17 protein-coding genes and 1 pseudogene are annotated in these 21,121 nt (G+C 71.0%); 13 read left to right on the top strand and 5 right to left on the bottom strand.

The genetic code is table 11. The features are described from left to right. The first annotated feature begins 179 nt into the window (after positions 1-179). From ACIHCQ_RS18980 to ACIHCQ_RS18945, 8 genes are all read left to right on the top strand, one after another. A complete protein-coding gene (locus ACIHCQ_RS18980) occupies positions 180-623 on the top strand; it encodes a pyridoxamine 5'-phosphate oxidase family protein (RefSeq protein WP_399663375.1) in 444 nt (147 codons plus the stop codon). Between the two features lie 643 nt (positions 624-1,266). Then, entirely contained in the window at positions 1,267-4,968 is a 3,702-nt protein-coding gene (locus tag ACIHCQ_RS18975; RefSeq protein WP_399663373.1) for a nitrate reductase subunit alpha, read from the top strand. Between the two features lies 1 nt (position 4,969). Further along, on the top strand, positions 4,970-6,526 hold the full coding sequence (gene narH, locus ACIHCQ_RS18970) for a nitrate reductase subunit beta (RefSeq protein ID WP_399663371.1): 1,557 nt from the start codon (positions 4,970-4,972) through the stop codon (positions 6,524-6,526). After that, entirely contained in the window at positions 6,523-7,305 is a 783-nt protein-coding gene (narJ, locus tag ACIHCQ_RS18965) for a nitrate reductase molybdenum cofactor assembly chaperone (RefSeq protein WP_399663369.1), read from the top strand. Before narH ends, narJ begins: the two co-directional genes overlap by 4 nt. Continuing rightward, positions 7,302-8,066, top strand: a complete 765-nt coding sequence (gene narI / locus ACIHCQ_RS18960; protein WP_399663367.1) for a respiratory nitrate reductase subunit gamma — start codon at positions 7,302-7,304, stop codon at positions 8,064-8,066. Before narJ ends, narI begins: the two co-directional genes overlap by 4 nt. Continuing rightward, complete coding sequence (locus tag ACIHCQ_RS18955; RefSeq protein ID WP_399663365.1) at positions 8,063-8,236, top strand: hypothetical protein; 174 nt, start codon at positions 8,063-8,065, stop codon at positions 8,234-8,236. Before narI ends, ACIHCQ_RS18955 begins: the two co-directional genes overlap by 4 nt. 299 nt (positions 8,237-8,535) lie before the next feature. Further along, entirely contained in the window at positions 8,536-9,000 is a 465-nt protein-coding gene (locus tag ACIHCQ_RS18950) for a Crp/Fnr family transcriptional regulator (protein WP_399663363.1), read from the top strand. Positions 9,001-9,315: 315 nt separating this feature from the next. Next, complete coding sequence (locus tag ACIHCQ_RS18945) at positions 9,316-10,215, top strand: universal stress protein (protein WP_399663361.1); 900 nt, start codon at positions 9,316-9,318, stop codon at positions 10,213-10,215. A gap of 96 nt (positions 10,216-10,311) precedes the next feature. Here ACIHCQ_RS18945 and ACIHCQ_RS18940 read toward each other — a convergent pair whose 3' ends face one another. Then, complete coding sequence (locus ACIHCQ_RS18940) at positions 10,312-11,001, bottom strand: response regulator (RefSeq protein WP_399663359.1); 690 nt, start codon at positions 10,999-11,001, stop codon at positions 10,312-10,314. Between the two features lie 238 nt (positions 11,002-11,239). On the opposite strand from ACIHCQ_RS18940, the gene ACIHCQ_RS18935 reads away from it, so the two are divergent. Beyond that, a complete protein-coding gene (locus ACIHCQ_RS18935; RefSeq protein ID WP_399663357.1) occupies positions 11,240-11,584 on the top strand; it encodes a hypothetical protein in 345 nt (114 codons plus the stop codon). Positions 11,585-11,600: 16 nt separating this feature from the next. Here the strand turns inward: ACIHCQ_RS18935 and ACIHCQ_RS18930 are convergent, their stop codons facing one another. Then, entirely contained in the window at positions 11,601-12,329 is a 729-nt protein-coding gene (locus tag ACIHCQ_RS18930; RefSeq protein ID WP_399663355.1) for a CBS domain-containing protein, read from the bottom strand. A 31-nt stretch (positions 12,330-12,360) separates the two neighbouring features. Next, positions 12,361-14,517: an acetate--CoA ligase family protein gene (locus ACIHCQ_RS18925; protein WP_399663353.1), complete on the bottom strand. Its 2,157-nt coding sequence runs from the start codon at positions 14,515-14,517 to the stop codon at positions 12,361-12,363. On the opposite strand from ACIHCQ_RS18925, the pseudogene ACIHCQ_RS18920 reads away from it, so the two are divergent. Continuing rightward, positions 14,453-15,321, top strand: a pseudogene (locus ACIHCQ_RS18920) (universal stress protein). The gene ACIHCQ_RS18925 and the pseudogene ACIHCQ_RS18920 overlap by 65 nt on opposite strands. Positions 15,322-15,523: 202 nt before the next feature. After that, positions 15,524-16,021, top strand: a complete 498-nt coding sequence (locus ACIHCQ_RS18915) for a GNAT family N-acetyltransferase (protein ID WP_399663351.1) — start codon at positions 15,524-15,526, stop codon at positions 16,019-16,021. Positions 16,022-16,125: 104 nt separating this feature from the next. On the opposite strand, the gene ACIHCQ_RS18910 is transcribed toward ACIHCQ_RS18915, so the two are convergent. Together ACIHCQ_RS18910 and ACIHCQ_RS18905 are read right to left on the bottom strand one after the other, a co-directional pair. After that, positions 16,126-16,521: a hypothetical protein gene (locus tag ACIHCQ_RS18910; RefSeq protein WP_399663349.1), complete on the bottom strand. Its 396-nt coding sequence runs from the start codon at positions 16,519-16,521 to the stop codon at positions 16,126-16,128. A gap of 49 nt (positions 16,522-16,570) precedes the next feature. After that, entirely contained in the window at positions 16,571-17,791 is a 1,221-nt protein-coding gene (locus ACIHCQ_RS18905; RefSeq protein ID WP_399663347.1) for a globin domain-containing protein, read from the bottom strand. A gap of 301 nt (positions 17,792-18,092) precedes the next feature. Here ACIHCQ_RS18905 and pflB point away from each other — a divergent pair, with 301 nt between their 5' ends. Together pflB and pflA are read left to right on the top strand one after the other, a co-directional pair. Beyond that, complete coding sequence (gene pflB, locus ACIHCQ_RS18900) at positions 18,093-20,354, top strand: formate C-acetyltransferase (RefSeq protein WP_399663344.1); 2,262 nt, start codon at positions 18,093-18,095, stop codon at positions 20,352-20,354. Next, positions 20,351-21,094, top strand: a complete 744-nt coding sequence (gene pflA, locus ACIHCQ_RS18895) for a pyruvate formate-lyase-activating protein (protein WP_399663342.1) — start codon at positions 20,351-20,353, stop codon at positions 21,092-21,094. Before pflB ends, pflA begins: the two co-directional genes overlap by 4 nt. The last annotated feature ends 27 nt before the right edge of the window (positions 21,095-21,121 follow it).

The following is a 21,121-nucleotide window of genomic DNA, read 5'->3' as shown; positions in this document are numbered from 1 at the left end:
GGAACCACCCCTCCGGTGACAGTCACGCGCGCCGGCCGTTCCCCGGCCGACCATGCGCTGTGCACGGACACCCCTTACCCGCTCGGCAACTGCCCGATGCCGACCCCAGGGTCAGGTCGGGCAGAGATGAGGGCCGATCGGCCCTAGCGACGTCCAGCGGCGGGTCGAAGAATGGGGTGATGTCCCAGAACGACGGCTTCCGCTCACTCGATCGACAGGAGTGTTTGCGCCGGCTGGCTACAGTGCCTCTCGGCCGCATTGTCTTCACCCGTCAGGCGATGCCCGCTATCCTTCCGGTCAATTTCTCCCTCGACACGGACTCCTCTGTAGTGCTGCGTACGTCGGCCACCTCTGACCTGGTACGCGCGGTGGACGGCGTCGTGGTCGCCTTCGAGGCAGACGAGTTCGACACCGCGCGGCAGTCGGGATGGAGCGTCGTTGTCACCGGCCGCGCCACCGTGGTGACCGATCAGGCCCAATATGAGCGGCTGTCGCGGACCGGTCCTCGTTCCTGGGTGGTGGACGCGGCAGGCGGCGTTTTCCTACGGATCGAATCCGAGATGCTCACGGGGCGGGAACTTGTTGGCGCACCAACCATGCCCGGGCCGGATACGTCGTCCTGAGTGCCGGTGGGCGCCCGGCCCGCGGCAGGGTGCCTGACGCAGATGCGGTGAGTCGCACATCCGGAGGCATTCTTACGTGCCGCCACCGAGGAGGCCCGCGCCGCCTCCGGATCATCCCTCCGGTCCGGCCTCCGCGCTGGTGTCGGTCGGCTGCTGCCGGCCGGACGCGAAGTCGCGCATCGGCATCCGCCCTGCCATGTCCTGTGCTCCCAGCGCGGAGGCCGGGATGCCGTAGGGGCCCGCTCCCGGGGCAGTGACCCACGCCCGGCTCTCCGCGGTGCGCGCCTGGTCGGCGGCGTTGCGTTGCTCGGCCGCGGCGGTCAGGAAGAGCAGCCGGCGAGTCCCTGCGACGCCGGGACAAACAGGTGTCCGCCCTCGTCCTGCGCGCCCTTGACCATGTCCGCCACAACCGGCTCGGGCACGGGGCGGCCGGTGAACGGCAGCCGGCTGGTGTGCCGTCGTCAAACCTCCGGTTCGATCACCGACAGCATGCGACGCTGCCCGCGGTCGGCACCTGCGCCGACCGGCCCTCAACGTCTGCCGAAAGGCCCTGTTCAAGGCGCGAGTGAGGGCCCTGCGGCCGGCTCGGCAGGGCCGTTCGGCCCAAGGCGGGAGGTCAGGGCCGCGCCTAGCGTTCCGTGCCATGGAGAACGAGAGCATTGCGCGGCCTTCGGGGCCCGGCGCCGAACACAGTTGGCCGCTCGCCGCCCGCCGACTGCTGACCCGCCGCGAGGTGTCCGCCGACGGCCGCGCGGTGTTCGGCGAGGGCGACCCGAAGTGGGAGAGCTTCTACCGGGACCGCTGGGCTCACGACAAGGTGGTGCGCTCCACCCACGGGGTCAACTGCACCGGCTCGTGCTCCTGGATGGTGTACGTGAAGGACGGGATCATCACCTGGGAGCACCAGGCGACCGACTACCCGTCCATCGGCACCGACTGCCCTGAGTACGAGCCCCGCGGCTGCCCGCGCGGGGCGTCGTTCTCCTGGTACACCTACTCGCCCAGCCGGGTCCGCTACCCCTATGTGCGGGGCGTGCTGCTGAAGATGTGGCGGGAGGCGCGGCAGCGGCTCGGCGACCCGGTCGCGGCGTGGGCCGAGATCACCGGTGACCCGGCGAAGGCACGGGCCTACAAGCGGGCCCGCGGCAAGGGCGGGCTGGTGCGCGCCAACTGGGACGAAGTGAACGAACTGGTCGCCGCCGCCCATGTGCACACCGTCAAGACGTACGGCCCCGACCGGGTGGCGGGCTTCTCGCCGATCCCAGCGATGTCGATGGCGTCGTTCGCCTCCGGTGCCCGGTTCATGTCGCTGATCGGCGGCACCCTGCTGTCGTTCTACGACTGGTACGCCGATCTGCCGATCGCCTCGCCGCAGGTCTTCGGCGACCAGACCGACGTACCGGAGGCGGCCGACTGGTGGAACGCGGGCTATCTGATCATGTGGGGCTCCAATATCCCCGTCACCCGCACACCCGACGCGCATTTCCTGACCGAGACCCGCTACAACGGCACCAAGGTCGTCGCGGTCAGCCCCGACTACGCCGACAACGTCAAGCACGCCGACGAGTGGCTGGCCCCGCACCCGGGCACCGACGGGGCGCTGGCGATGGCCATGGGCCACGTCATCCTGCGCGAGTTCCTGGTCGACCGGCAGGTGCCGTACTTCCAGGACTATCTGAGCAAGTTCACGGACGCGCCGTTCCTGGTGACGCTCCGCGAGCGGGACGGCGGTGACATGGCACCCGACGGGTTCCTGACCGCCGCCGACCTCGGCGAGAGCAGTGAGCACGCCGAGTTCAAGACCGTCCTCCTGGACCGGGCCACCGGTGAACCGGTGGTCCCCAACGGCTCGCTCGGCTTCCGGTGGGGGGAAGCCGGGCGAGGCCGCTGGAACCTCGAACTCGGTGATATAGAGCCTGAGTTGAGTCTGCTGGAGCGGGCCGAGGACCTGGTCGAGGTCTCCCTGCCCCGCTTCGACGAGGGCGCCACCGAGGGCGGCTCGGTGATGATGCGCGGCGTCCCGGTGCGCCGGATCGGCGGCCGGCTTGTCACCACCGTCTTCGATCTGATGCTCGCGCAGTACGGGGTCGAGCGGCCGGGTCTGCCCGGCTCCTGGCCGTCCTCGTACGACGACGCCACCGAGCCGTACACCCCCGCCTGGCAGGAGACGATCACCTCCGTCCCGGCGGAGCAGGCCGCCCGTATCGCCCGCGAGTTCGCGCGCAACGCGGAGCGCACCAACGGCCGTTCCATGATCGCGATGGGGGCGGGCACCAACCACTGGTTCCACTCCGACACCATCTACCGCGCCTTCCTGGCGCTGACCACCATGACCGGCTGCCAGGGCGTCAACGGCGGCGGCTGGGCCCACTACGTCGGCCAGGAGAAGGTCCGGCCCCTCACCGGACTCCAGCACCTGGCGTTCGCCTTCGACTGGCAGCGGCCCACCCGCCACATGGCCGGCACCTCCTACTGGTATCTCAACACCGACCAGTGGCGGTACGAGGCCTTCGGCCCGGAAGAGCTGGCCTCACCGCTCGGCGAGGGCCGGTTCAAGGGGAAGGCGTTCGCCGACTGCCTCGCCCAGGCCATCCGCATGGGCTGGACGCCAGGCCACCCCGGGTTCAACCGCAACCCGCTCGACCTCACCGACGAGGCCGCCGCCGCGAACCGGCCGGTCGCCGACCACATCGTCGACGAGCTGAAGTCCGGGCGGCTGCGGTTCGCCGCCGAGGACCCCGACGACCCGGCCAACTTCCCGCGTGTCCTCACCGTCTGGCGGGCCAATCTGCTGGGCTCCTCCGGCAAGGGCAACGAGTACTTCCTGCGGCATCTCCTCGGCGCCGACAGCGCCGTACGCTCCGAGGAGACACCCCCCGAGGCGCGCCCCGAGGAGGTGGTGTGGCACGACGAGGCGCCCGAGGGCAAGCTCGACCTGCTGGTCACCATGGACTTCCGGATGACCTCCACCGGGCTGCTCTCCGACGTCGTACTCCCGGCCGCCACCTGGTACGAGAAGGACGACCTGTCCTCCACGGACATGCACCCCTTCGTGCACGCCTTCACACCGGCCATCGCCCCGCCCTGGCAGGCACGCACCGACTACGACACATTCCTGGGCATCGCCGACCGGTTCAGCGAACTCGCCGCCGATCACCTCGGGACCCGTACCGACGTCCTCGCCGTGCCGCTGCTGCACGACACCCCCGACGAGCTGGCGCAGCCCGGCGGTGTCGTCCGGGACTGGAAGGCGGGTGAGTGTGAACCGGTGCCCGGCCGCACCATGCCCAAGCTCGTCACCATCGAGCGGGACTATGCCGCCGTCGCGCAGAAGATCCGCGCGATCGGCCCGCTGCTGGACACCCTGGGCACCACCACCAAGGGCGTCACCGTCCACCCGAATCAGGAGATCGAGGAACTGCGGCGCCGCTGCGGCACCGTACGCGACGGGGTGGCCGCCGGGCGGCCCTCGCTGGCGACCGCGTCCGACATGTGCGAGGCCATCCTCGCCCTGTCGGGCACCACCAACGGCCGGCTGGCGACGGAGGGATTCCGGGAGCTGGAGAAGCGCACCGGCAGCAAGGGCCTGGTGGAGCTGGCGTCCGAGCGGGAGGCCGAGCGGATCACCTTCGACGACACCCGCACCCAGCCGCGCGCCGTCATCACGTCGTACGAGTGGTCGGGCAGCGAGACCGGAGGCCGCCGCTACTCCCCGTTCGTCATCAACACCGAGCACAAGAAGCCCTGGCACACGCTCACCGGACGGCAGCACTTCTTCGTCGACCACGACTGGATGACCGAGCTCGGCGAGCAGCTGCCGGTGTTCCGGCCGCCGCTGAACACACCTCGGCACTACGGTGACGAGCACCTGCGCGAGAACGGCCGGGCGGAGGTCACCGTCCGCTATCTGACCCCGCACTCGAAGTGGTCCATCCACTCGAACTACCAGGACAACAAGTACATGCTCGACCTGTCCCGCGGCGGCCCGGTGATCTGGATGTCCACCGCCGACGCCGAGAAGATCGGCGTGAAGGACAACGAGTGGATCGAGGCGTACAACCGCAACGGTGTCGTCGCCGCCCGCGCGGTGGTCACCCATCGGATGCCCGAAGGCACCGTGTACATGTACCACGCCCAGGACCGCAACGTGAATGTGCCGAAGACCGAGGTCAGCGGCAAGCGCGGCGGCATCCACAACTCCCTGACCCGGCTGCTGCTCAAGCCCACCCATCTCGCGGGCGGCTACGCCCAGTTCACGTATGCCTTCAACTACTACGGGCCCACCGGCAATCAGCGCGACGAAGTCACCGTCATCCGCCGCCGCAGCCAGGATGTGGAGTACTGATATGCGCGTCATGGCGCAGATCGCGATGGTGATGAACCTCGACAAGTGCATCGGGTGTCACACCTGTTCGGTCACCTGCAAGCAGACCTGGAGCAACCGTCCCGGTGTCGAGTACGCCTGGTTCAACAACGTCGAGACCAAGCCGGGGATCGGCTATCCCCGCCGCTACGAGGACCAGGAGCACTGGAAGGGCGGCTGGATGCTCGACAAGCGCGGCCGGCTGGTGCTGCGCTCCGGCGGCCGGATCAAACGGCTGATGTCACTGTTCTCCAACCCGGACCTGCCGACCATCGAGGACTACTACGAGCCCGTCACCTACGACTACGACACCCTGGTCAGCGCCCCGGCCGGGCAGGACATCCCCGTCGCCCGCCCCCGCTCGGTGCTCACCGGCAAACCCACCGCCATCACCTGGGGCGCCAACTGGGAGGACGGCCTCGGCGGCGCGCCCGAGAACGCGGGCGGCGACCCCAACCTGACCGGGGAATGGGCGCAGAAGGTGAAGTTCGAGTTCGAGCAGACCTTCCTGTTCCATCTGCCGCGCCTGTGTGAGCACTGCCTCAACCCGGCCTGCGTGTCCGCCTGCCCGTCCGGCGCCATGTACAAGCGGGTCGAGGACGGCATCGTCCTCGTCGACCAGGACCGCTGCCGTGGCTGGCGGATGTGCGTCACCGCATGCCCGTACAAGAAGGTGTACGTCAACCACGTCACCGGCAAGGCCGAGAAGTGCACCTTCTGCTTCCCGCGCATCGAGGCGGGGCAGCCCACCGTCTGCTCCGAGACCTGTGTGGGGCGCCTGCGCTACCTCGGACTGCTGCTGTACGACGCCGACCGCGTCGGCGAAGCCGCGGCCACCCCGGACGAGAAGGACCTGCTCGACGCGCAGCGCGGCGTCTTCCTCGACCCGACCGACCCCGAGGTGATCGCCGCCGCCCGTGCCGCCGGCATCCCCGAGGACTGGCTGGACGCGGCCCGCCGCTCCCCGGTGTACGACCTCGTCTCCCGGTACAAGGTGGCGCTGCCGCTGCACCCGGAGTACCGCACCCTGCCGATGGTCTGGTACGTCCCGCCGCTGTCCCCGGTCCTGGACGCGGTCGGCGAGGCGGGCGGTAACGCGGAGAACCCCGACCACGTCTTCGCCGCCGTCACCCGCCTGCGCATTCCGCTGGACTATCTGGCCAGCCTCTTCGCCGCCGGAGACACCGACGTGGTGGCGGGCGTGCTGATGAAACTCACCGCCCTCCGCTCCTATATGCGCCAACGCACCCTCGGTGAGGAAGGTGACGAGGCCGTACTGAAGGCCGTCGGCCTCACGGCGCGGGACGCGCAGGACATGCACCGGCTGCTCGCCATCGCCAAGTACAAGGACCGGTACGTCGTTCCCGCCGCCCACAAGGAGGACGCGGCAGCGCTCTCCGCCGTCGAGGACCGCTGCCCCGTGGAAACCTCGGGCGACCCCGCGCCCGGAGGCGACGGCCGACGGGTGATGCTCGGCATCCCCATGCTGCGCCGCCGCACCACCACTCCCGACGACGCCCCGGCCGGAGGCCACGCATGATCCCGCTGCGCACCCGCACCCGCACCCGCACCCGCATCCGCCCCGCCGCCCGCCGCGCCGCGTCCTTCACCCCGGAAGAGACCCGGGACCGGGCGCTGCTGCTGCGGCTGCTGTCCCTGCTCCTTCAGTACCCGGACGATGAACTGACGTCGGCCCGCCCGGCGTTGGCGGCGACCGTCGGAGCACTGCCGCCGTCGCCCGCCGCCGAGCAGGTGGCCGTGTTCACGGCATGGTTCTCGGCGCAGGAGCCGGAGGCGCTGGAACGCCACTACGTCGAGGTCTTCGACCTGCGCCGCAAGAGCAGCCTCTACCTCACCTACTACCTGCACGGCGACACCCGCCGCCGGGGCATGGCCCTGCTCACGCTGGCGCAGCGCTTCCGCGCCCTGGGCTGGGAGAGCGGTGGCGGTGAACTCCCCGACCATCTCCCCGTCGTGCTGGAGTTCGCCGCACTCAACGGGCCGGGCACGGGAGAGATGCCGCTGCGGCAGCACCGGCGCGGACTGGAACTGATCCAGCACGCGCTGACCGACACCGACTCGCCCTACCGGCATCTGCTGGCGGCGCTGCTCACCCTCCTGCCGCCGCTCACCGACGCGGACCGGGAGGCGGTGTCCCAGCTCGTGGCGGAGGGCCCGCCCGCCGAGGACGTCGGCCTCGACCCGTACGCGGGCGGGCTGTTCGCCCCGCCCGGCACCTTCGTACCGCCCGAGCAGGCGGCCCCCACCCTCGTACCGCCGCTGTCCGTTCCCGCGGCCACCCCGGAAGGCCCCCGATGAGCGCCGCCGCAGACCCCGCTTCTTTCGCCGCCGCGAGCGGCAGTGACCTGCTCCTCTGGGTCGCCGTCCCGTACATCTGCCTCGCCGTGTTCACCGTCGGGCACATCTGGCGCTACCGGCACGACCAGTTCGGCTGGACATCGCGCACCAGCCAGCTGCTGGAACACCGCTGGCTGCGCTGGGGCAGCCCGCTGTTCCACCTCGGCGCCTTCGCCGTGATCGCGGGACATGTGGTGGGGCTGGCGATCCCCGCCTCCTGGACCGAGGCCATCGGCATCAGCGAGCACGCGTACCACACCATGGCCATCTGGACGGGCTCCGTGGCGGGCCTGGCCATGGTCGCCGGGCTCGGCATGCTGTGCGCCCGGCGCCTGCTGACCCGCCGGATCCGCCTGACCACCGACCGCAGCGACAAGCTGCTGTTCCCGCTGCTGTCCGCCGCCGTCGTACTCGGGATCGCCGCGACCACGGTCCACAACGTGGCGGGCGGCGGCTACGCCTACCGGTCCACCGTCTCCGTCTGGTTCCGCGGCCTGTTCACACTCCAGCCCCAGCCCGAAGCGATCGCGGGCGCCCCGCTGCTGTTCCAGCTGCACGCCCTGACCGCGTGCCTGCTCTTCGCGGCCTGGCCGTTCACCCGCCTGGTGCATGTCTGGAGCGCGCCGATCGGCTACCTCACCCGCCCGTATCTGGTGTACCGCCGACGGTCCATGCCTGTGACGACGACGCCTGGGGGGCGTACCTCACGGCGTGCCGCATGACCCGAGGACCCGCCCTCGCGCCGGACCACACGCTCCGGCCTGCCGCCGGGGTGGGCGCGAGCCGCCGGACCGGAGTGGCGATGGCTCTCACCGGGTTCATCGGCTGGTACGCGGTGATCGCGCTGCTGGTGCTCACCAGGTTCTGGCCGTACTGGAGCAGCCTGCTGTAGCACGGGCTTTGGGACCCTGCTTCAGGGCCGGGTGGCCCATGGCCCGGGGAAGCGGTGTGTGGTCACGTTGGTCGTAGTGGATCCGTACTCCCGTTTCGGGGGAGACATGGAAAACATCACGCCACAGAGGCGCCGTGCTCGACCGGGCGGGCTGGAATGCCCCCGACTCATTGTCACGGTCGAGGACCGGCTGTCCCCCGCCGGCTCCAACCCGAAGAACGCGCGGCGTATCCGTCGTCGCGCGCTGGTGATCGGACCGCGTGCGCCGAGCCCATTGACAAGGTCAAGAGGACAGAGTTATGAACACTTCGACCACAGCGATCATGCTCCGGGCGCTGCCCGCCGATCACCGAGAACGACTGATGTCCATTGCCCGGGAGGTGGCGTTCCCGCAGGGGACCCGCGTCTTTGAGGAGGGTCGGCGTGCGGACCGGTTCTGGATCATCCGGACCGGCACGGTCGCCCTCGACCTGCACGTGCCGGGCCGCCGGGCGGCCGTCATCGAGATGCTGGGGCACAACGAACTCCTTGGCTGGTCCTGGCTGTTCCCGCCACACACCTGGCAGCTGGGGGCGGAGGCAGTGAGCCCGGTGAGCGCCTACGAGTTCGATGCCACCGAGGTGCGGGCGATGTGCCAGGCCGATCCCGCACTGGGTGTGACGGTCGCCCAATGGGTGGGGCAGGTACTTGCCCACCGGCTGCAAGCGGCCAGGACCCGGCTGCTCGATCTGTACGGACCCTACGGAAGCGGCGGTGCACGATAACCGGCCATCCCCGTTGCCGTACCGAGCGGTGCGCCGCCACCCCGAGGCCGCCGACACGATGACCCTGAGGGGCCCCTGATCGGGGCGTCGTAGACCTGGCATCGGGGGCGTGATGCGAACGGAAGAGCAAGGGTGTGCCTGTCTCGCAGTTCCGTTCCGCGGACCGGCAGCGGTGGCTCGGCATTGACCGCCCCGTACAGGTATGGGCCGGTCGGCCCGGATCAGGGCCCTACGGCCCCTCGATCCCGTCCGCCCAGTTCACCACCCTGGAGGTGGAAGCACTTGTCGTATGCCCCTTCCCAGGAGGTACGCACCATGTCCCGAACCGTCACTGTGGGTCTCGACGGCTCGCTCGAAAGTCTGGCCGCCGCTGAATGGGCGGCAGCTGAAGCGCGGTTGCGCGGTTTGCCGTTGAAGCTGGTCAACGTATGGGAGGAGGACCCGAATCTTCCGGCGTCTCTCCTGGAAAGGGACACCGAGCGGCACTGGGCCGAGCGGGTTCCCCGCGAGGCGGTCCAGACGCTCCGGCTGCGTCACCCCGATGTAAAGATCTCGGTGGAGCAGATTGCCGGCAGGCCCGGGGCCGTGCTGCCGACCGTGGCCCGGGACGCCGAGCTGCTGGTCCTGGGTTCCCGGGGACTGAGCAGTGTCGGCGGGTTCCTGGTCGGATCCGTCGGAATGACGACGATAGCCCGTGCCGCGCGGCCGGTTGTCCTCGTCCGCGCGGCCGGTTCGGGTCCGGAGGCGCCGGCGGCCCGCCAGGCGGGAAAGGGCTCCGCCGCGATGCCGTACGGGCCTGTCGTGCTGGGTCTCGACCTGCGCAGCCCCGACGCCGCGGTGATCGAGTTCGCCTTCGACGCGGCGCTCCGCCGGGGCGCGGCCCTGTATGTCGTGCACGGCTGGAGCCTGCCGCCCTACATCGCGTACGGGCTCCCGGCCGACCCCGAACTGAACGCCGAGCTCGCCGTAGGCCAGGCGGAGGCGCTCACCGAGGTGATGAGCCCTTGGCGGCAGAAGTTCCCGGACGTCGAGGTCGTGGAGGCGTCCTGGCCAGGGAAGCCCGCAGTGCAGCTGGTGGACGCCTCACGTGAGGCGTCCCTGGTGGTGATCGGCCGCCGCGTCCGCCGCGCGGCTCTGGGCGCCCATATCGGGCCGGTCGCCCACGCGGTGCTGCACCACGCCACCGCCCCCGTCGCCGTCGTCCCCCACGACTGAGCGGCAGAAGGTGAGGATCACCGACTCGGGGCGGGCGTGACCGGCGGCGCGACCGTGGTTTTGAGTGCAGTCGAGCTGTTGGCGGAGCGCCGCATGTCAGTGGGGGCGGTGCTCCGTGGCCAGCACGGCGGCCTGGATGCGGCGTTCGACGCCGAGCTTCGCGAGCAGCCGGGAGATGTGGTTCTTGACCGTCTTCTCGGACAGGAACAGCTGCTTGCCGATCTGGCGGTTCGTCATGCCCTCGCCGATCAGTACGAGGATCTCCCGCTCGCGCGGGGACAGCCCGGCCAGCGCTTCGTCCTGCGGGTTCGCGGGCGCGGCCTCGGGGCCGCCGCCGCGCAGACTGTTCATCAGCCGGGCGGTGGTGGCGGGGTCGAGCATCGACTGTCCGGAGGCCACCGTACGGACGGCGGCGACCAGGTCGGAGCCCTTGATCTGCTTCAGGACGTAGCCGGCGGCGCCCGCCATGATCGCGTCGAGCAGAGCGTCGTCGTCATCGAACGAGGTCAGCATCAGACAGGCCAGCGCCGGCATACGGGAGCGCAGCTCGCGGCAGACCGTGATTCCGTCCCCGTCCGGCAGGCGCACGTCCAGGACGGCGACATCGGGCCGCAATGCCGGACCGCGGACGAGAGCCTGGGCCGTCGTGCCCGCCTCGCCGATGACCTCGATGTCGGGTTCGGCGTCGAGCAGATCGTGCACTCCGCGCCGGACCACCTCGTGGTCGTCCAGAAGAAACACCCGGATGGGGTTCTGTGAGGAGAATTCCCGCGTCTCGGTCGTCATGTCGTCTTCGGTCCTTCGTCCTATGAGTGCTACGCGTGCTACGCGTGCTACGCGTGAACATCTGTCGTCTGTGCTGCCCTGCCATCGATCGTGAACGCTTCGGGGACATCGCGCCAGGGCCGAATGGCCCCAGGTGGCCCGCGACCAGGGCCGGTCGTCCCCCGACGAGGACCTGCTCGGCCCTCAGCGCGCACATGCCCTGCCTGGCATCGTCTCCTTATCCGAAGGCGGGGTCGCGATGGGTACCAAGGTCAGACACTGGCGCCTGCGGGACAATCCGCTGCGGCGCCGCTCCGACATTGCCGAGGGCTGGGCGGTACTCGCGACCGGTGTGCTGCTGGCCACCGCCGCACCGGCGGTCGGCGTCGCGGCCGCGTGGGCCGCTGAGAATGCCGCGCTGCGGCAGGCCCGGGGCCGGTACCGCACCGTCGCCGTACTGGCCGAGGCCGCTCCGGAAACCTCCTACACCGAGGGCCGACGCGTTCTCGCCGCCGTGCGCTGGACAGCCGCCGACGGGTCCTCCCGTACGGGCCGCACTCTGGTGCGGGCGGGCAGCGAAGCAGGATCTCGGACCGCCGTCTGACCGGTCCCGGTGGGCCTCAGAGCCTGCGGAGCCATTCCTCGCCGATGCCGCGGACGCCCGGTTCGGCCGCCCGCAGATGCGAGTCGTCGTAGTGGTGACCGAGGCGGTCCACGACGGCCACCACGCCGTCCACCTGGCCGCTCATCCGTACCGCGATGCCGACTTCGCTGCTCCGTTCCAGGCTGCCTTCCAGCGTGACCACGCCATCGGCGACCGTCACCTCGATCGACTGCGGGGGCAGCCACAGGGACCGGACCAGCACCTCGTCGATGATCGCGGTGCGGATCTCGCTGTCCGGGCGCAGGAAGACCTGGAGCAGATCGCGCCGGGTGACGATGCCCACAAGCCGGTCCATCTCGTCCACCACCGGCAGCCGCTCGACGCGGTGTTCCGCCATGGTGCGGGCGGCGCGGGCGATGGAGTTGGTGGCGTGGATGGTGATCGGCGGGCTGCTCATGAGCTGTTCCGCGGTACGGGCACGGGCCTTGGCGTCCATCCTGCGAGCGGCCCGGGTCAGCCGCAGCCGCCACCTGCGCGGTTTGGATCCGAACTCCTCCTGACGTGCCTGCCGGAGCATCAGGTCGGTCTCGGAGATCACCCCCAAGACTTTCTCGTTGCCGTCCACCACGGGCAGTCCGCTGATGCGGTGCCCCGCGAGCAGTGCCGCGACCTCCTTGAACGGCGTTCCGGGGGCTGCCCGGACGACACCGGTCGTCATGACTGTGCCGATGCGACGGTGCTTCATCGTTCTCTCCTCTTCAGCTCGGCTCGTCTGCTCAGCGCAGTCGGCGCAGGTACGGGTCGCGGGCGTTACGGGGTAGTACACGGATGCGGACATCGAGGGCGGTGATGGCGTCCGGGCGGGCCACGACCGGGTTGAGGTCGGCCTCGGCGAGCTGCGGCACGTCGCAGGCCAGCCGCGACAGCCGCAGCAGCAGCTGCTCCAGGCCTTCCAGGTCGACGGGACCGCCGCCGCGGTAGCCGAACAGCAGCGGGGCACAGCGCGGGGCGGTGATCAGGTCGTGGACATCGCGGTCGGTGAGCGGGGCGAGCCGGGCCGCGTGGTCGGCGAGCAGTTCGGTGGCGGTGCCGCCGAGGCCGAACAGCACCAGCGGGCCGAACACCTCGTCCTGGACGACTCCGGCGACCAGTTCGGTGCCGCGTCCGGCCATCGGCTGCACGAGCACACCCGTCATCACCTCGCCGAAGCGGTCGACGAGATCGCGGTGGGCGGCCCGTACCTGCTCCTGGCCGTCGAGGTCGAGTAGCACCGCGCCCTGGTCGGTCTTGTGCAGCAGGCCGGGCCAGTACGCCTTGAGCACGACGCGCCCGTCCGGTCCGGCGAGGCGGGCGGCGGCGTCCACCGCGGCCTGCTCGTCCTCGGCCCAGGCCCAGGGCAGCTGCGGGATGCCGTAGTGGTCGAACAGCTCGGCGCAGGTGCGCGGGTCGAGCCAGCCGCCCTCGGGGTGTTCGGCGAGGAAGCCGTCCACCAGGGCGCGGGCCTCGGCGGTGGAGACATCGGGCAGCTCGGGGATGGTGCCGGGCGGCCTGGCGAGCCAGCGGCTGCGCTCCGCCGCATGTGCCAGGGCACGGGCGGCGGCCTGCGGGTCTGCGTAGGCGGGCAGGGCCCCCGTACCGGAGCGCAGCAGCCGCACCGACTCTGCCTGGTCCAGCAGGACCGCCACGACCGGGCGCCGGCGCTGCCCGACCCCCGGGCCGGTCAGCGCCCGCAGGGGGTCGTCGCCGGTCGCCGCGCTCAGCGCGGTGGGCACCAGCGCCACCAGCACCGCGTCCACGGCACCGTGGACGGCCAGCCGGTCCACATAGGCGCGCAGCGCCTCGCCTCCCGCGGCGGCGGCGGTGGCGTCGACGGGGTTGGCGGCGCTCGCTCCGGCGGGAAGCAGTTCGAGGAGTTCCGTGATCAGTTCGGAGGGCAGCTCCGGTACGGTCAGGCCCGCCTCGGCGCAGGCGTCGGCGGCCAGCACACCCGCCCCGCCCGCGTTCGACACCACGGCCACCCGCGAGCCGGGCGGCAGCGGCTGGGAGTGCAACAGCGCTGCGGTGTCGAGGAGTTCGCCGATGGTGCGGGTGGCGATGACGCCGGCCTGGGTGAACAGGGCCTGCCGGGTCATGGTCGGCGTGGCCGCCGCGGCGGTGTGGGAGGCGGCGGCCCGCCGCCCGGCGTCGGACCGGCCCGCGTCCACGGTCAGGACCGGCATCCGCCGTGCGACCCGGCGGGCCGTGCGGGAGAAGGCGCGCGGATTGCCGAAGGACTCCAGGTGCAGCAGCGCCAGGTCGGTGGTGCCGTCCGCCTCCCACCACTGGAGCAGGTCATTGCCGCTGACGTCGTACTTGTCGCCCAGCGAGACGAAACTGGACATCCCGATGCCCAGCCGCGTCAGCCCGCCGAGCAGCGCTATGCCGACGCCGCCGGACTGCACGGCCACCCCGGCGGTGCCGGGCAGAGGCCGGTGCGCGGCGAACGTCGCGTCGAGCCGTACGGCCTCCTCGGTGTTGGCGATGCCCAGACAGTTCGGGCCGACCAGCCGCATCCCGTAACGGCGCACGGTGGCCAGCAGCTCCGCCGCCTGCCTGGCGTCGAGCCCGGACGTCAGCACGACCAGCGCCCGTACCCCGCTCTTGCCGCACTGCTCGGCCACTTCCGGCACGCCCCGTGCGGGAACCGCCAGTACAGCCAGCTCGGGCGGCTGAGGCAGGGAGGACACGGACGGGAAACACGGGGTGTGGTCCACGGCTTCGGCGTGCGGGTTCACCGCGAACAACGGGCCGCTGAACCCGGCGCGCCGGATGTTTCTGAGGACTGCCCGCCCCACCGAGCCGGGCTTGGTGCCCGCCCCGACCACGGCGATGGAGGCGGGGCGCAGCAGAGGCCGCAGACTCGCCGTGTCGGCGGTGCGACCGCGCTCGTCCACGGCCGTACAGCTGCCTGTCTACGCCCCCCTGGCAGGGACTTACCTGCCCCCCTCCGGGCCGGAGTCGCAGCGGCAGTGGGCCGAGAGCACGCTGGGCGAGACCGAGGCGAAGCTGACACGCCGTTACCCGGGGCTGCGGACCGTCGTCGACCGGCTTGCGGAAGAGCCCGTACCGGCCCTTCTCGCCGAGGCACGCGAGGCCGAGCCGCTGGTGCTCGGGTCACGCGGCCTGAGCGGAGTCGGCGGGTTCCTGGCCGGCTCCGCGGCGCTCGCGGTCGCGGCCCGCACCGAGCGGCCCATCGTGCTCGTACGGGCGGAGGAGCGCGCCCAGGACGAGCACCGGCCGGACCCCATCGGGGCGAAGTCCGCCACGACGCCGTACCGCGATGTTGTGCTCGGGCTCGACCTGGCGGAACCGTCCGACGCGCTGATCGAGTTCGCCTTCGACGCCGCCGCCTTGCGCGCTACGGCCCTCCGCGTCGTCCACGGCTGGAGCCTCCCGCCGTACTACGTCCATGGCGGCGCGATCGGCACGGGGTTCACCGCCGAACTGGTCGAAGAGGAGCGGCAGCGGCTGGCCGATGTGCTCGCACCGTGGCAGGAGAAGTTCCCCGGCGTGGAAGTGAACGGGCAGACGGTGATCGGCGGGCCGGCCCCCACCTGGTGGACGCCTCCTACGACGCGTCGCTGGTGGTGGTCGGCCGCCGGACCCGCCGCTCGCCGGTCGGTACGCGCATCGGCCCGGTGACCCACGCGGTGCTGCATCACGCGCAGGCGCCAGTCGCGGTGGTCCCGCACGACTGAGGGCCGCACCTCGGCCGCACGGATGGTGGCGGGCGAGCAGGGTTTCCCCGGTCGCCCGCCGCTGTCTTTGGGCGAACGGTCGCCCGAGGAGTCCTGTCCTCGGCCTTCGGGCCGTGAGGCCGACGGCTTTCAGGACCGCTTGGTCAATCACCGCGTCCCGGCCGCGCGACCCCGCTGAGAAGGGCGTGGCATGCTGACCGCCGTGACTGACCGACGCGAGACACTCATCGCCCGCTGGCCGGCTTTGGACTCGTCCGGCAGGGAGGGGCTCGCCGAGCTGCTGACCGCCTATCACCTGCGCACCGAGGCAGAGAAGGGTGCGGCCGTCGCTGACGCGGCCGGGCTGCCGGAGCGGTATCGGGCCGAGATCCTGGACCCACGGACCGCGTTCGCCGACGCGGCCGTTCTGGTGGCGTCGAGCGGCGACGAGCTGATCGGCTGTGTGGTCGTGATCCCGGCCGAAGGCCGGGCGGAGATCAAACGGCTGTGGGTGGATCCGGCGATGCGTGGACGGGGAGTCGCAACCGCGCTGCTCCGCGCCGCCCTGAAGCATGCCGGGGAGAACGGTGCCCGCACCGTCCGGCTGTCGGTGTGGCATTGGCGGACGGACGCCGTCGCGGTGTACCAGCGGATGGGGTTCGCCGTGGTCGAGCCGTGGGAGGCGCGGGACGGGTTGGTGTGCATGGAGCGCGCTGCCTGACAGGTCATTCCGGCAGTCCGCAATCCGCAGTCCGTCGTGCACGGAGACGGCAGCGGCCCGGCCGGCGGGTCAACCCCGCCGACCGGGCCATGCGCAGCGCAGGCTCAGGCCACGTGCCCGTCCGCTGTGTCGCCGCCCCGCCACGGCGGGGCCGCCGCCCTGCGGCCCTCGGCCCGAGCGTGAGCGGCCTTGTCGGTCTGCCGGCGCAGCCGGTCCTGGAGCTGGTCCACGACCTCGCGGCCGGTGGCCTCCTCGGCGACTACGACCACGGTGTGCCCGCCGACCCGCAGGTCGGCCGTGGCCGTCCAGGGGCGGGCCGAGTGGTGGGCGGCGGCCTTCGCGATCCTTACCTCTCCGGTGAGGGCGAGCGGGCCAGGCCTGGCCGTGATGGCGTCGATCTTCTTGCGGGCGTAGGCCAGAGTCTCCTCGTCCACCTCGCCCTCGGTGCGCAGCCGTACCGCGGAGGTGGCCTGGCTCTCGGTGTTGTCGTCGCCGGTCATCGCGGATTCTTTCTCGGGATGTACGAGTGGAGACGGGTAGGGACGGGGCTCAGTCCGCCGTGCCCGGCAGCCACAGATCGGGGCCGAAGACCTCGTACTGGATGTTCCGCGCCGGGATCCCGGCCTTCAGCAGCTGTTCGCGCACGGCCCGCATAAACGGCAGCGGCCCGCACAGATAGACCGTGGCGTCCTCGGACAGCTCGATGCCGTCGAGGTCCATCAGACCCGTGCGGTCGGCGGACTCGTCCACCTCGCCCGGCTTCTCGTACCAGAAGACGGCGCGGGCCCCGGGAAGTCCGGCCACCAGTTCACGGGTCTCGGCGGCCAGGGCGTGCTCGGCGGGGGAGCGGTCCGCGTGCAGTACCAGGACGGGGCGGGCGGAGCCCACGGCGGCGAGGTGGCTCAGCATGCCCGCCATGGGGGTGCAGCCGATGCCCGCGGAGACGAGGACGAGCGGGGCGACGGCATCGGCGGGGTCGTCGAGGACGATGTCGCCGAAGGGCGCGGAGAGCGTCAGCTCGTCCCCGGCGCGGACCCGCTCGTGCAGCAGAGAGGACACTTCGCCGTCCGGCGCCCCGGCCAGCCCGCCGACCCGCTTGACAGTGATTCGCCGCAGGTCCGCGCCCGGAGCCGAGGACAGGCTGTACTGGCGCAGCTGGCGCACTCCGTCGGGCATCTTCACCCGTACGCTCACATACTGGCCCGCCCGCGCCGGCGGCACCGGAGCGGCGTCGTCTGCCGGACGGAGCAGGAAGGACGCCGTGTCCGGGGTCTCGTCGCGCCGCTCGACCACCGTCCACTGCCGCCAGCTCCGGCCGGGCTCCACACCGGCCTCCTGGGAGAGGCGCGACTCCAGGGCGATCAGAGCGCCCGCCATCAGCCAGTACACCTCGTCCCAGGCGGCGGCCACATCCGGTGTGACCGCGTCGCCGAGGACCTCGGCTATCGCACCGAACAGATACTTGTGGACGATGGTGTACTGATCGTCGGTGACGCCGACGGCGGCGTGCTTGTGTGCGATCCGGGCCAGCAGGGCGTCGGGCCGGGTGTCGGGCTCGTCCAGCAGCGCCGTGGCGAAGCCCGCGATGGAGCCTGCCAGCGCACGCCGCTGAGCTCCGCTGGCCTGGTTGCCGCGGTTGAACATCCCGTCGAGCAGTTCCGGCCGGTCGCGAAACATGGCGCCGTAGAAGCGGGTGGTGATCTCGTCGAGGGATCCGGCCACGGCGGGCAGCGTGGCCCGCACCACGGCGGCGGATTCGGCGGACAGCATGGAGCCTCCCGGCAAAGGGGTGATGAAGGTAGGAGCGATGGCCGCGTCGAGGGCGGCGAGCTCTGTCTACCAGGCGCGCATCCCCCTTTTCCCGCCGTTCGGGCCCACAGGGCGAACAGGGGCCGAATGGCCCTGTGAAGTGGGGCGCATCGGCCCCCCGTGCCGCCCGGCAAGAGGGGCCGGACGGCACACCACCGGCCTCCCGCAGGCCCTGTCCCGTGCCCCGGCGGGCGACAAGCATCGTCAGCGGAGACGTCCGCGGCACTCGCGTACGGCGTCGTGAACGATTGCGGAGGCAGTGATGACGACGGTGGCCCCGACGGAAGCGAAGGCATCAGAGGCGTGGCACGGCTTCGCGGACGGCGCGTGCTGGCGCGACCGCGTCGACGTGCGCGACTTCATCCAGGCGAACTACACCCCGTACGAAGGGGACTCCGCCTTCCTGACCGGCCCGACGGACCGCACCCACGCCGTGTGGCACAAGGTCAGCGCCCTGTTCCCGGAAGAGCGGCGGCGCGGGATCCTCGACGTCGACCCCGCGACCCCTTCGACGATCACCTCACACGCGCCCGGGTACATCGACCGCGAGCGGGAACTGATCACAGGACTCCAGACCGACGCCCCGCTGAAGCGCGCGATCATGCCCAACGGCGGACTGCGGATGGTCGAGAACAGCCTGCGGGCATACGGCTACGAGCCCGACCCCTTCGTGACGAAGGTCTTCGGCAGCTACCGCAAGACACACAACGCCGGGGTCTTCGACGCGTACACCCCCGAGATGCGGGCCGCCCGCAAGGCCGGGATCATCACCGGACTGCCCGACGCCTACGGACGCGGCCGGATCATCGGCGACTACCGGCGCGTGACGCTGTACGGCACCGCCCGCCTCACCGAGGCCAAGCGCGCCGAACGCGCCCTGCTGGACGCCCGCCCCTCCACGTCGGACGTCATCCGCGACCGGGAGGAGCTGGCAGAGCAGATCCGGGCACTGGGCGAGCTGACCGAGATGGCGGCCACCTACGGCTGCGACGTCTCGCGGCCCGCCGTCACCGCCCACGAGGCCGTGCAGTGGCTCTACCTCGGCTACCTCGCCGCGGTGAAGGAACAGAACGGCGCCGCCATGTCGCTCGGCCGCACCTCGACCTTCCTCGACGTCTATCTCCAGCGCGATCTGACCGAGGGCCTGATCGACGAGACCCGGGCCCAGGAGCTGATCGACGACTTCGTGATCAAGCTGCGGATCGTACGGTTCCTGCGCACCCCCGAGTACGACGCACTGTTCTCCGGCGACCCGACCTGGGTCACCGAAACCATCGGAGGCATCGGCGAGGACGGCAGGACCCTGGTCACCCGTACCTCCTTCCGCTTTCTGCAGACGCTCTACAACCTCGGCCCGGCCCCCGAGCCGAACCTGACCGTGCTGTGGTCGCCACGCCTGCCGGCCGGCTTCAAGCGGTTCTGCGCCCAGGTTTCCGTCGACACCAGCGCCGTCCAGTACGAATCCGACGAGCTGATGCGCCCGTGCACCGGTGACGACACCGCGATCGCCTGCTGTGTCTCGGCGATGGCGGTCGGGAAGCAGATGCAGTTCTTCGGTGCCCGCGTGAACCTCGCCAAGGCCCTCCTCTACGCCATCAACGGCGGCCGGGACGAGCTGAGCGGCGAACAGATAGCCCCGGCCATGGAGCCGCTGACCTGCGAGTACCTGGAGTACGAGGAGCTGTCGGCGGCCTACGACCGCACCCTGGACTGGTTGGCGGCCACCTACGTCAACACCCTCAACGTCATCCACTTCATGCACGACAAGTATGCCTACGAGCGCGTCGAGATGGCCCTGCACGACCACCCCGTACACCGGTTCATGGCCTGTGGCATCGCCGGACTCTCCGTCGCCGCCGACAGCCTGTCCGCCGTCCGGCACGCCCGGGTCAAGGTGATCAGGGACGCCACTGGGCTGGCCGTGGCCTACAAGATCGAGGGCGACTACCCGGCCTACGGCAACCACGACGACCGTGCGGACTCCATCGCCACCGGTCTCGTGACGTCCTTCATGGCCAAGGTGCGCAGTACCCCCGCCTACCGCGACGCCGAACACACCCAGTCCGTGCTGACCATCACCTCCAACGTCGTCTACGGCAAGCACACCGGCAACACCCCCGACGGCCGCCGCGCCGGAGCGCCCTTCGCCCCCGGCGCCAATCCGATGAACGGCCGCGACCGCCACGGCGTCGCCGCCTCCGCGCTCTCGGTCGCCAAGCTCCCCTACGAGCAGGCACGCGACGGCATCTCGCTGACCACCACCATCACCCCGGAAGGGCTGGGTCACGACCCCGCCGAGCGAGCCGGTCACCTGGTCGGCATCCTCGACGCGTACACCGCGTCCGGCGGCTTCCACATGAACGTCAACGTCCTGGACCGGGCGACCCTGGAAGACGCGATGGAGCACCCGGAGAACTATCCGGACCTGACCATCCGGGTCTCCGGATACGCCGTCAATTTCGTCCGCCTCACGCGTGAGCAGCAGCTCGACGTGATCAGCCGCACCTTCCACGGCGCACGATGACGACCACGACCACGACCACCGGCCGTATCCACTCCTGGGACCTGTCCACCGGCGTGGACGGACCCGGGACCCGTTTCGTCCTCTTCGTCAACGGCTGCCCGCTGCGCTGCCTGTACTGCGCCAACCCCGACACCTGGCATCTGCGGGACGGACGGGAGGCCACCGTCGACGAGGTGATGGCGGAGATCGACACGTACCGCCCCTTCATCACCACCGCCGGGGGAGGCGTGACGATCACCGGCGGTGAACCGCTGCTCCAGCCCGCCTTCACCGGCGCGATCCTGCGCCGCTGCAAGGAGGCCGGACTGCACACCGCGCTGGACACCTCCGGCGCTCTCGGCTCCCGCGCCACCGATGAACTCCTCGCGGACACCGACCTGGTACTCCTCGACATCAAGTCCTTCGACATCGCCGCCTACCGCCGGCTGACCGGCGGCGCGCTCGCCCCCACGCTCTCCTTCGCCAACCGCCTGGACCGGCTCTCCGTACCGGTGTGGATCCGCTACGTCCTGGTCCCCGGCTGGACCGACGACCCGGCCGCTATCGACGGGCTCGGCGCCTTCCTCGCGGGGCTGGGCAACGTCGACCGGGTGGATGTCCTGCCGTTCCACAAGCTCGGCGCCGCCAAGTACGACGCCCTCGGCATCCCCTTCCCGCTGCGCGACAACCCCGTACCCGGACCGGACCTGATCGACCGGGTCCGCGAACAGTTCCGGGAGCACGGACTGCGGGCGCTCTGAGCCGTGAGCGAGGGGCTGATCGGCCCC

Source organism: Streptomyces sp. NPDC052236, from assembly GCF_044548015.1.
GTDB lineage: Bacteria > Actinomycetota > Actinomycetes > Streptomycetales > Streptomycetaceae > Streptomyces.
The sequence above is the reverse complement of the archived record's forward strand: the minus strand, read 5'-3'. Positions and strand labels throughout refer to the sequence as shown.